Genomic DNA, 11,553 nt, shown 5'->3' with positions numbered 1-11,553 from the left:
ATTTACTTGGCGCTGGACCTGGGCTGGCCGTCGTCCACCTTGACGGCGAAGCTGCCGTCAAGGATGGCCTTCTCCCTGGCCTTGACCTTGGCCTGCAGATCGGCCGGCACCTTAGCCGCGAACGTACCCAGGGCGCTGAGCGAACCGCCCTTGTGCTTCATCGTCGAATAGGGGCCGTAGTCCTCGGCCTTGAAGGCATTGGCCTTGACCGCCTTGATCGCGGCGTCGATGCTGGGCTCCATATGCCACAGGGCCGAGGCCACCACCGTGTCGGGGTACTGGGCCTGGGTGTCGATCACATTGCCGATCGCCAGCACCTTGCGCTCCTTGGCCGCGTCGCTGACGCCGAAGCGCTCCGCGTACATCACGTCGGCGCCCTTGTCGATCATCGCGAAGGCGGCCTCCTTGGCCTTGGGCGGGTCGAACCAGCTGTTGATGAAGCTGACCGTGAACTCGGCCTTCGGGTTGACCTCCTTGGCGCCCGCCATGAAGGCGTTCATCAGGCGGTTCACCTCGGGAATCGGGAAGCCGCCGACCAGGCCGATCCTGCCGCTCTTGCTGATGCCGCCGGCGATCATGCCGGTGAGATAGGCCGGCTCCTGGATGTAGTTGTCGAACACCGCGAAGTTGGGCGCCTGCGGCTTGCCGCTGCTGCCCATCAGGAAGGCGGTCTTCGGATAGTCCTTGGCCACCTTGCGCGCCGCCGCCTCCACCGCGAAGGCCTCGCCGACCACGAGGCCAAAGCCCTTCTCGGCGTACTGGCGCATCACGCGTTCGTAGTCGGCATTCGTGACGTTCTCGGAGAAGGCGTACTCGATCTCGCCGCGTGCCTCGGCGGCCTTCAGCGCCTTGTTGATGCGGCTGACCCATTGCTGCTCGACCGGCACCGTGTAGATGCCGGCCACCTTGAGCTTGGCCTGGGCCTGCGCCACGGACACCCCGGGCAGGGTCAGGGCGGCCAGACTGGCGGCGGCCAGGCCGAGGGCGAGCCGGCGCAGGGCGGAGGTCGGGGCTGCAGGACGCATGGAGGGGCTCCTTTGAGGATGGGTGGGGAACTCTAGCGCGGGCCGGCGGCCATACGGCCCAAGCGGGTGCGCGGGGCGTCCGGAGGCTGCGTCGATTAAGCAAGAGCCGGGCCGGATAAAATCCCAGGGTTTGCCCTCAGCTCTCGCGGCCCGCGCCGTGCCCCCGCCATGAACCTCTCCGCCTTTTCCAGTATCAGCGCCCTCTCGCCCCTGGACGGCCGCTACGCCTCGCGCGTGGCCGCGCTGCGTCCGCTGCTGTCCGAGTTCGGCCTGATGCACCGCCGCGTGCAGGTCGAGGTGGAATGGTTCATCGCGCTGTCGGACGCCGGCTTCGAGGAATTCAAACCGCTGAGCGAGGCCGCGCGCGGCCTGCTGCGCAGCCTGGTGGCGCGCTTCTCCGAGGCCGACGCCCAGGCCATCAAGGACATCGAGAAGACCACCAACCACGACGTCAAGGCGGTGGAGTACTGGCTGAAGTCGCGCTTCGAGTCGAACGCCGAACTGAAGGCGGCCGGCGAGTTCGTGCACTTCGCCTGCACCAGCGAGGACATCAACAACACCAGCCATGGCCTGATGCTGAAGGCCGCGCGCGCCGAGGTGCTGCTGCCCACCGTCGACCGCATCATTGCCAAGCTGACCGGGATGGCGCATGCGCTGGCCGCCACGCCGATGCTCAGCCGCACCCATGGCCAGACCGCCAGCCCGACCACCGTGGGCAAGGAGATCGCCAACGTGGTGGCGCGCCTGCGCAATGCCCGTGCGCGCATCGCCGACGTCAAGCTGCTGGCCAAGATGAACGGCGCGGTGGGCAACTACAACGCGCATCTGAGCGCCTGGCCCGCGCATGACTGGGAAAACTTCAGCCAGCGCGTGATCGAGGATCAACTGGGCCTGACCTTCAACCCCTACACGATCCAGATCGAGCCGCACGACTACATGGCCGAGCTGTTCGACGCGGTGACCCGGGTCAACACCATCCTGATCGACTGGTCGCGCGATGTCTGGGGCTACATCTCGGTGGGCTATTTCAAGCAGCGCACGGTGGCCGGCGAGATCGGTTCCTCGACCATGCCGCACAAGGTCAACCCGATCGACTTCGAGAACGCCGAGGGCAATTTCGGCCTGGCCAGCGCCCTCCTGACCCACCTCAGCCAGAAGCTGCCGATCAGCCGCTGGCAGCGCGACCTGACCGACTCCACGGTGCTGCGCAATATGGGCGTGGCCCTGGGCTATGCGGTGCTGGGCTACGAGTCCCTGCTGAAGGGTCTGGACAAGCTGGAGGTCAGCGAGACCGCGCTGGCCGCCGACCTGGACAGCGCCTGGGAGGTGCTGGCCGAGCCGATCCAGACCGTGATGCGCCGCTACGCCCTGCCCAACCCCTACGAGCGCCTGAAGGAGCTGACCCGCGGCAAGGCGATCACGCGCGAGTCGATCCAGGCCTTCATCCACACGCTGGAGCTGCCCGAGGCCGAGAAGCAGCGCCTGCTGGCGCTGACGCCCGGCAACTACACCGGCAAGGCCGCCGAGCTGGCCCGCAAGATCTGAGCGCCCGGATCAGGGCGCGGGCCAGCGCCAGACCTGGGTCTGGCGCGTCTCGCCCGCCAGCACGCGGGTCTCCTGGAGCGCAAAGCCCAGGTCGGCCAGCACGCGCTGCGAGGCCAGGTTGTCCGGCCCGGTGATCGCCAGCAGGCGGTCCATCCCCAGCGCCTCGTGGGCATGGCGCAGGCAGGCCGCCGCCGCCTCGCGCGCATAGCCCTGCCCCCAGGCGCGCGGCACGAAGGCGTAGCCCAGGTCCACCTCGGGCAGGCTGTCGCGCCTGACCAGGCCGCACATGCCCAGCAGGGCCCCGTCTTCGCGCCGCTCCACGGCCCAGAAGCCGAAGCCCAGACGGGCATAGGTGGCGATCAGCTTGTCCTCGATCCAGGCCTCGGCCTGGGCCAGGTCGCGCACGCCGCGTTCGCCGATATTGGCGATCCAGGAGGGCTCGTTGAGCAGCTCCAGGATGAAGGCCGCATCGCGGCGCTCGAAATGGCGAACGTTCAGCCGCTCGGTCTGCAGCACCCGCATGAATGAAGTCTCCCGCGTTAAAAGCGGGACAATACGCCACCTCAACCCGCCCTGACTTCGGTCAGCACCCGCTCATGAATTTCATCCAGCAACTCCGCCAAGCCGAACAGCTGAACGACTCGATGCTTTGCGTGGGGCTGGATCCTGAGCCGGGCAAGTTTCCCGGCGCCTGGAAGGGCGATGCCGCGCGCATCTACGACTTCTGCTCGGCCATCGTCGACGCCACCAAGGACCTGGTCAGCGCCTTCAAGCCCCAGATCGCCTACTTCGCCGCGCACCGCGCCGAGGACCAGCTGGAGCGCCTGATGGCCCATATCAAGCGCGTGGCCCCGGCCGTGCCGGTGATCCTGGACGCCAAGCGCGGCGACATCGGCTCCACCGCCGAGCAGTACGCCAAGGAGGCCTTCGAGCGCTACCAGGCCGACGCCGTGACCGTCTCGCCCTTCATGGGCTTCGACTCCATCGAACCCTATCTGCGCTACCCGGACAAGGGCGTGATCGTGTTGTGCCGCACCTCCAACGCCGGCGGCAACGACTGGCAGATGCAGCGCCTGGCCGACGTGCCGGGCCAGCCGCGCCTGTTCGAGCATCTGGCCCATCTGGCGCAGACGGACTGGAACAAGAACGGCCAGCTGGGCCTGGTGGTGGGCGCCACCTACCCGCAGGAGATCGCCCGCGTGCGCGAGCTCGCACCCAGCCTGCCGCTGCTGATCCCCGGCGTCGGCGCCCAGGGCGGCGATGCCGACGCCACCGTGAAGGCCGGCCGGCGCGAGGGCGGCCCCATCATCGTCAACAGTTCGCGTGCCGTGCTCTATGCCGGCGCCGGCCTGGACGATTTCGCTGCCGCCGCCCGCCGGGCAGCCCTGCAGACCCGCGACCAGCTGAGGCGGGCGGCCGCCAAGGCCTGAGCGGCCGAGAACTAATGCTCACACCGGCCGAACGGCTGCGATTTGCCCCGGCTTTGGGGGGGCTGTTGCGCGCATCGACCTTGCATTTCTAGCGGAGACTCCGGCCCTTCCAAGCGAGATTGATGGAGCGTTGAGCGCCATGGAACGGCCGGCATCGTGAGCAAGCATCCTCTGGACGATTTGAGCAGCCTGGTCGGGCAGGACTCCGACCCGGGCCCGCCCCAGACCCGGCTGGAGCAGCGCGTGCAGCGCCATTCGCTGCGCCTGCTGCTGGGCGCCTGCGCCGCCATGTGCCTGCTGGCGGGCCTGCTGCAATGGTTCGGCCGCCGCCCTCAGGAACCCTGGGATGGCCTGCTGCCGCCCCTGCTGAGCTGGGGCACGGCCGCGCTGGGCGCCTATGGCCTCTGGCGCCCGCCGCAGCGGCGCAACGGCACCTTTGCGCTGCTGATGATGAGCCTGGTGATGCTGCTGCCGGTGGCGCTGGCGCTGTCGCGTCAGCTCGGGCTGGCCACCATCTCGCTGGGCGCGATGGGCCTGATGCTGGTGCTGGCCACCGTCCTGCAGGGCCTGCGCTCCGGGCTCTTCATCTTCGGCCTGGGCCTCGTGAGCATCGTCGGCCTCGGCTGGGCCGAGCTGAGCGGCTGGAATGCCCCCGCCGGCGCCGGCCTGGCGGCCCGCGTCTGGACTCATCTGCTGCTGCTGAGCGCCGCCCTAATCATCGGCCTGAGCTGCCAGCGCATGCTGCAGCGCTCGATCCTGGAGGCCAGCGAGCGCAACGCGCGCTTCCGCCATCTGCTGTCGATGGCGGCCGACTGGTACTGGGAGATGGACCGCGAGTTCCGCTTCACCCACCTGGCCGAGGACCGTCCCGGCAGCTCCGGCGTGGACCTGAACACCCGGCTCGGCAAGACGCCCTGGGAGATCGACGGCATGGGCCTGTCGGACGAGGAACTGGACGCGCACCGCGCCGACCTCGAATCGCACCGCGCCTTCCACGGCGTGATGGCGCGGCGTCGCGCCGCCGACGGCAGCACCCGCTTCGTCTCGATCAGCGGCGAGCCGCGCTTCGACGCCCAGGGCAGCTTTCGCGGCTACTGGGGCGTGGGCCGCGACGTGACCCACGAGGTGCAGGCCGAGCAGGCCGTGGCCGCCACCGAGACGCGCTACCGCGAGCTGTTCCGCCGCTCGCCCTCGCCCCTGGTGCTGCACCGCTGGGGCCGGGTGCTGGACGCCAACCCGGCCGCGATGGCCATGTTCGGCTATACCCAACGCGCCAGCATGATCGGCCAGGACCTGTTCGCCCATTACGAGCCGGGCGACGACGAACGCGCCCGCCAGCGCGCCGCCAAGATCGAGACCATGCCGGTGGGCGGCATGCTGCCGATGGCCGAGTTCCGGCTGCGCACCCTGTCGCGCCGGCGTCGCCTGGTGCAGGCCACCAGCGTGCGCGTGGACGCCGCCAGCGGCCCGGCCACCCTGTCCTTCTTCATCGACCAGACCGAGGCCTCGCATGCGCAGGACGCGCTGCGCCGCTCGGAGGGCCTGCTGTCGCATCTGGTGGCCACCAGCCCCGACGTGATCACGCTGACCGAGCTGAGCTCGGGCCGCTACGCGATGGTCAACAAGACCTTCGAGACCCTGTCGGGCTACAGCGCCGAGGAGGTGCTGGGCCGCACCTCCGACGAGATCGGCATCTGGCGGAACAGCACCGAGCGCGAGCTGGTGGTGCAGGGCGTGCGTCAGCATGGCCGGGTCAGCGAACTGCCGGTCGACTTCGTCTCCAAGAGCGGCGCGGTGATCTCGATGGTGCTGTCGGCCGCACCCTTCAATATGGACGGCCAGGCCTATCTGGTGATCAATGCACGCGACGTCACCGAGAGCGAGCGCACCCGCCTCGTGCACGCCGCCATCCTGCAGAACGCCTCGATCGGCATCACGCTGACGCGCGACCAGCATTTCGTGCAGGCCAATCCGCTGATCGAGGAGATGTTCGGCTGGCCACCCGGCGGCCTGATCGGCCAGCATGGCAGCGTGGTCTGGCCCGGGCCCGAAGCCTATGTCGCCGTCGGCGACGAGATCGGCGGCCGCCTGGCCGCCGGCGAGCAGGTCGAGATCGAGCGCCCGATGCGCCGCCGCGACGGCAGCACCTTCCTGTGCCGCCTGCTGGCCAAGGCCGTGGACCCGCACCACCCGAGCCAGGGCGGCACGATCTGGATCATGGAGGACGTGACCGAGAAGCGCCGCGTCGAGGCCGCGCTGGCCCAGGCCAAGGACGAGGCCCAGGCCGCCAACCGCGCCAAGAGCGCCTTCCTGGCCAATACCAGCCACGAGATCCGCACCCCGCTCAACGGCCTGCTGGGCCTGGCCCGCATGCTGCAGCAGCCCGATCTGGAGGACGGCACGCGCCGCCAGTACCTGGATCAGATGCTGGACAGCGCCGAGAGCCTGTCGGGCCTGATCTCCGACATCCTCGACCTCTCCAAGATCGAGGCCGGTCGCCTGACCCTGGAATCGCTGCCCTTCGCGCTGCGCGACATGCTGGGCACCATGCGCATGGCCTACCTGACCCTGGCGCAAGCGCGCGGCCTGGCCTTCCAGATCGACGTGGCCGAGGACGTGCCGGCCTGGGTGGTGGGCGACCCGGTGCGCACGCGTCAGATCCTGTCGAACTACCTGACCAATGCGCTGAAGTTCACGCAGAGCGGCTCGGTGGCGGTGCGCGTGCTCAAGCTCGACGCGGAGCGTCTGCGCATCGAGGTGAGCGACACCGGCCCAGGCATCGAGCCGGCGCTGCACGAACGCCTGTTCCAGCCCTTCACCCAGGCCGACGAATCGACCACGCGACGCTATGGCGGCACCGGCCTTGGCCTGTCGATCTGCCGCGAGCTGGCCACCCTGATGGGCGGCCAGGTGGGCGTGAACAGCGCACCCGGCCGGGGCTCGACCTTCTGGGCCGAGCTGCCGCTGACCGGTGCGCCCACGCCGATCAGCACCCATCTGCGCGAGGCGCGCGACAACCAGGACCTGCAGGGCCTGCGCGTGCTGATGGTGGAGGACAACCCGGTCAACATGATGATCGCGGTGGCGCTGCTGGAGCAATGGGGCCTGGAGGTCTCGCAGGCCAGCGACGGCAGCCAGGCGGTCGAGGCCATCAACGCCCAGGCCAGCATGGGCAAGCCCTTCGATGCGGTGCTGATGGATGTGCAGATGCCGGTGATGAGCGGCCACGAGGCGACGCGCCAGGTGCGCCGGCGCTTCAATGCCGAGGCGCTGCCGATCGTCGCGCTGACCGCCGCCGCCCTGCTGTCGGAGCGCGACGAGGCGCTGGCGGCCGGCATGAACGAGTTCCTCACCAAGCCGATCGACGCGCCGCGCCTGCGCGCGACGCTGGTAAGGCTGATCGGGCACAAGGACAACGATCAGCGCAGGAGCTGAGCGCAGGGGACCGGCTTGCCCGCACCCGCCTGCGCTGCGAGACTGGGCCGCCCATCCCCGGCCCGGCGGTGCAGATGATCCGCTTCAAGGTCTTCGGAACCCTGGTCGGCGTCGAATGGCGCCATGACGGGTGGAAACCGTACTACCTCGGCAACGAGGGCAAGCGCCGCGACGCCGACTTCGTGATCCCCACGGACATCCCCGAGCAGGAGCTGGCGCATTACCTGGCGGTGCTGTTCCACGAGCACGCCACGCCGGAGCGCAACGAGGTCCGACGCCCGCTCAGGGCTGCGGCACCCGCAGCACGCGGAAGCCCACCGCGCGCAGCTTCTCGCCGCTCTTGGTCTCGCTGCGCAGCGCGCTGCGCAGGCCGGCGCCGGCGTTGTGCCAGCCGCCGCCGCGCGCCACCCGCGCCGCGCAGTTGCCGCCGCTGGTCCAGGCGCTGCCGTCCTGCGGCGCGCCTTCGTAGTTCGGGTGCCAGCAGTCCTCGGTCCATTCCCAGACATTGCCGGCCATGTCGAACAGGCCGAAGCCGTTGGCGCCGTAGCTGGCCACCGCGGTGGTGCGCTCCAGCTTCCTGCCGGGCTGGCCCTCGCGGGTGACGGCGGAATCGTCGAAATTGGCCTGCAGCGCGCTGATGCTCGTGCCGCTGACGAAGGGCGTGGTGCTGCCGGCGCGCGCGGCGTATTCCCATTCGGCCTCGCTGGGCAGGCGGTAGGTCTTGCCGGTGCTCTCGGACAGCTTGCGCACGAAGGCCTGGGCCTCGGTCCAGCTGACCTGCTCGACCGGACAGTCGTCGCCGTTGCCGCTGCAGCCGGGGAAGGCGCTGGGGTTGCTGCCCATCAGCGCGCGCCATTGCTTCTGCGTCACCTCGGTGCGGCTCATCGCGAAGCCGGCCAGGCCCACCGGATGCTGCGGGCCCTCGTCGGCCTTGCGGCCCGGCTCGTCGGCCGGCGAACCCATCAGAAAGGCGCCGGCCGGGATGCCGACCAGGTCGGGGCAATAGGCCTCGGCGCAGTCGCGAAAGCCGCGCGTCAGCAGCAGCTGGCGCCCCCGCTCGGGGCCCCAGGTGTCCTCCAGCAAGGTGCGCAGGCGCAGGTCGCCCTCCCAGCCGCCCAGGTCGACATGGCGCATGCGCAGCGCGTCCTCGGCCCAGCCGCGCTGCGACAGGCGCTTGAGCTGCGCCTGCAGCGCGCCCCAGTCGCGCGCGCGTGCGGCCTCGTTGGCCAGCAGCACCTGCAGTTCGCGGCTGTCGGGGTCGGCGGCCAGCGCGGCCTCCAGCGCCGCGCGGCGCTGGCCCGCCGGCTGCTGCAGCGCGGCCAGCAGCTTGGCCCGTCCCTGGCCGGCCAGCATGGGCTTGAGGCGCTGCAGCTCGGTCGCGGCCTTGTCGGCCGCCGGCGTGCCGGGCAGGCGGGTGACGAGCTCGCGATAGAGCCGGCCGGCCGTGCCGGCATCGCCCAGGCGCTGCTCCAGCAGCTGGGCCGCCTTCAACGCCACCTCGCCCTGGGGCACGCCCGCATCCCAGGCCGCCATGTAGAGGCGCGCCGCCTTGGCGAACAGGCCCTCGGCCAGCGCCGCATCGGCCTCGCCGACCTCGCGGCGCGCCTTGATGGTCTGCCCCAGCTCGGTGACGATGGCCTGCGCCTGGTCGCCGGCCAGCCCCAGGCTGCGCTGCTGGGCCTCGCCGGCGCCCTCGAAGTCGCCCAGGCTCATCAGCGCATAGGCGATGTAGTAGGGCGCCTTGTAGTCGCTCGGGTTGGCGCGCGCCGCCTGCTGGGCGTTCGCCAGCGCCTGGGTGAACTGGCCGGCCTGCAGGTCCTGGCGCACGCTCTCGATCAGCCCGGCGTAGCGCTCGGCGGCCGGCTTGGCGGCGACGGCCTTCGGGGCCGGCGCGGGCGCGTTCGCCTTCTGCTGGGCCGGCGCGGGGGCGGCGGCAGCGAACAGCAGCGCGGCGGCCAACAGATGGGTGCGGGGCATGGAAAGGTCCTCGTTCGGTTCGGGCCGCCTGGGCGGCGCTGGGGTCAGGTCTTGCCGAAAGGGCGGCGCCGCTCAGGGCAGCGCGTCCAGCAGCTTGTTGTTGCCCTTGGCGGGCGGGGCCAGCGGGCGCGGGGCCGCCGGCTGGCCGGGACCGCCGGTCGCCACGCCGGCCTCCGCCAGCACGGCGTTCATCTGAAAGCCGGCGGCCTTGTAGTCGGCGATGAACTGGGTCACGCGCGGATGCGTCTCGCCATGCGCGCCGCGCGCCGGCACCTTGCCCAGCAGGTAGTGGTAGCCCAGCACGGTGGGTGCCTCATGGGGCCCCAGCGGCACGCCGGAGGTGCCGCCGACGCGCGCGAACAGCTTGCCGCGGGTCACGAAGTCGTTGATGCGGCCGCGCTGCGTGTTGCGCTGCTCGTTGAAGTCGCCGCTGGCGCGCGCGGTCGTGGCGCCCTGCTCGGCCGCCTGGCGCTGCTGCAGGTCCAGCAGCCGGCGCCAGCTGCCGGCCTCGGACTGGGCCAGCTCGGCCTCGTTCTTCGTCCTGGCCTGGCGCACCAGCCGCTCGGCGCCGTCCAGCTTGCCCTGCAGCTCGGTCTTGTCGGCCTTGGCCTTGTCGTTCAGCTCCACCGCGCCGCGGCTCAGGGCGCTGCCCCAGTAGCCGATCGCGGCCTGCCAGAGATTGATGCCCAGGCGGATCTGCTCGAGCCCCTGGTCGATCTTGGTGCGGTTGTCCTGCAGCTCGGCGTCGGTGCTGTCGATCTTCTTGCCGGTGGCGTCGATCGGCGCCTGCAGCTCGCGCTCCTTGGCGGCGATCTGCTGCGGCGTCGGACGGATGATGGTCTGGCCCGGATGGGGGAAGTTCTCGCCGCGGGCCAGGATCTGCGACTTGGTCTTGCCGCAGCCGCTGCAGAACAGGCCGCGCCGGTACTCGTCCAGCAGCTCGTCCTTCTTGCGCCGCAGGTCGGACAGCTCGGCCGTCAGGTCGCGCATCTTCTCGCTCAGCTTGTCCGTGGCCTCCAGCGCGCGCGCCGTGGCCTGGCTCAGGCCGTCCAGCGTGCCGATGACGTCGTTCGCCATGCCGCGCGCCTTCGACATATGGGGCTGCACCAGCTCCCAGGGGTCGACGCGCGGGCCGCTGCCGCGCGCCGGCTCCAGCGGACGCTGCGCGAGGGCCGCGCCGCCGAGCAGCCAGCCGCTCGCGCAGGCACAGGCCCAGCGCAGGCCGCGCCGCCGCGCCGCGCGCGCGGCATCGGGGGACGCAGGGAGGGAGCGGCGATCGGTCGTCGTCATGTCGTCATCCAGCCTTGTTGCTGCGGAGCCGGCGGCCTTCACGGCGCGGCGCGGGTCAGCTTGCCGCGCTCCTGATCCGGCAGGTCGTCCTGGAACGGGCCCTCGAAGCGGTCGCCGTTGGCCCAGCGGAACAGGCCCTGGCCCTGCTTGCGGCCCTGCTGCCACTGCCCCTCGTAGCGCTGCCCGTTGCTCCATTGGTAGGCCCCCTGGCCATGCGGCACGCCCTGCACGAAGCCGCCCTGGTAGACATCGCCGGAGGCATAGACCATGCGGCCCTCGCCCTCCGGCGCGCCGTTCAGCAGCGGCCCCTCGTATTCGTTGCCATTGCTGAAGCGCATGACCGCCCGGCCGCGCGCCTCGCCGTCCACCCAGTTGCCGTTGATGCGCTGGCCGCTGGCCCAGGTGTACAGCCCCAGCCCATGCGCGATGCCGGCCCGCATGCCGCCCTGGTACTGGTCGCCCGAGGCGTAGCGCATGCGGCCCTCGCCGTTGGGCACGCCCTTCAGCACCTGGCCCTCCCAGCGGTTGCCGTTGGCGAACTGCACGTTGCCGCGGCCGCTCGGCTCGTCGTCCAGCCATTCGCCCTGGTAGCGCTGGCCGCCGGCCCAGATGAACTCGCCCTGGCCATGGCGCTTGCTGCGCAGCAGCTGGCCGACATAGGCATCGCCGTTGCTCCATTCGACCCGGCCGGTGCCGCTGAGCACCTGGCCCGCCTCGCGCACGAACAGGCCCTTGTAGCGCGTGTCGCCGGCGCGCATGTCGATCTCGGCGGGCGCCGCCGGCGCCTCGGCGACCGGCGCCGGCCCGGCCGGCAGGGCCTCGCCGACCGCCTTGGCCAGGCCGCTCAGCGC

8 protein-coding genes and 1 pseudogene are annotated in these 11,553 nt (G+C 70.8%); 4 read left to right on the top strand and 5 right to left on the bottom strand.

Translation table 11 applies throughout. The annotated features are described in order from the left end of the window. Positions 1 to 2 precede the first annotated feature (2 nt). Positions 3 to 1,025: a BMP family protein gene (locus AC07OQ_RS22140; protein ID WP_495055302.1), complete on the bottom strand. Its 1,023-nt coding sequence runs from the start codon at positions 1,023 to 1,025 to the stop codon at positions 3 to 5. Between the two features lie 168 nt (positions 1,026 to 1,193). Here AC07OQ_RS22140 and purB point away from each other — a divergent pair, with 168 nt between their 5' ends. Next, a complete protein-coding gene (gene purB, locus AC07OQ_RS22135) occupies positions 1,194 to 2,570 on the top strand; it encodes an adenylosuccinate lyase (RefSeq protein WP_495055301.1) in 1,377 nt (458 codons plus the stop codon). Positions 2,571 to 2,579: 9 nt separating this feature from the next. On the opposite strand, the gene AC07OQ_RS22130 is transcribed toward purB, so the two are convergent. Further along, complete coding sequence (locus AC07OQ_RS22130) at positions 2,580 to 3,092, bottom strand: GNAT family N-acetyltransferase (RefSeq protein ID WP_495055300.1); 513 nt, start codon at positions 3,090 to 3,092, stop codon at positions 2,580 to 2,582. A gap of 74 nt (positions 3,093 to 3,166) precedes the next feature. Between AC07OQ_RS22130 and pyrF the strand changes: the two genes are divergently transcribed. The 3 genes and pseudogenes from pyrF to AC07OQ_RS22115 all read left to right on the top strand — a co-directional run. Then, the gene (gene pyrF, locus AC07OQ_RS22125; protein ID WP_495055299.1) at positions 3,167 to 4,000 is read left to right on the top strand and encodes an orotidine-5'-phosphate decarboxylase; all 834 of its coding nucleotides are present in this window, start codon (positions 3,167 to 3,169) and stop codon (positions 3,998 to 4,000) included. A gap of 156 nt (positions 4,001 to 4,156) precedes the next feature. Further along, positions 4,157 to 7,435, top strand: a complete 3,279-nt coding sequence (locus tag AC07OQ_RS22120; RefSeq protein WP_495055298.1) for a PAS domain-containing hybrid sensor histidine kinase/response regulator — start codon at positions 4,157 to 4,159, stop codon at positions 7,433 to 7,435. A 74-nt stretch (positions 7,436 to 7,509) separates the two neighbouring features. After that, a pseudogene (locus tag AC07OQ_RS22115) lies at positions 7,510 to 7,701 on the top strand (DUF7661 family protein); the annotation flags it as partial. Between the two features lie 16 nt (positions 7,702 to 7,717). Here AC07OQ_RS22115 and AC07OQ_RS22110 read toward each other — a convergent pair. The 3 genes from AC07OQ_RS22110 to AC07OQ_RS22100 form a co-directional block, all read right to left on the bottom strand. Beyond that, the gene (locus tag AC07OQ_RS22110; RefSeq protein ID WP_495055297.1) at positions 7,718 to 9,412 is read right to left on the bottom strand and encodes an SUMF1/EgtB/PvdO family nonheme iron enzyme; all 1,695 of its coding nucleotides are present in this window, start codon (positions 9,410 to 9,412) and stop codon (positions 7,718 to 7,720) included. Between the two features lie 72 nt (positions 9,413 to 9,484). Continuing rightward, on the bottom strand, positions 9,485 to 10,702 hold the full coding sequence (locus AC07OQ_RS22105; RefSeq protein ID WP_495055296.1) for a hypothetical protein: 1,218 nt from the start codon (positions 10,700 to 10,702) through the stop codon (positions 9,485 to 9,487). Positions 10,703 to 10,740: 38 nt separating this feature from the next. Next, positions 10,741 to 11,553, bottom strand: an 813-nt coding sequence (locus AC07OQ_RS22100) for a hypothetical protein (RefSeq protein ID WP_495055295.1), incomplete at its 5' end; no start/stop codon positions are given.

The sequence above is a fragment of the Roseateles sp. GW821-FHT09B06 genome (genome assembly GCF_059418245.1).
This window is presented reverse-complemented; position numbering and strand designations above follow the sequence as displayed.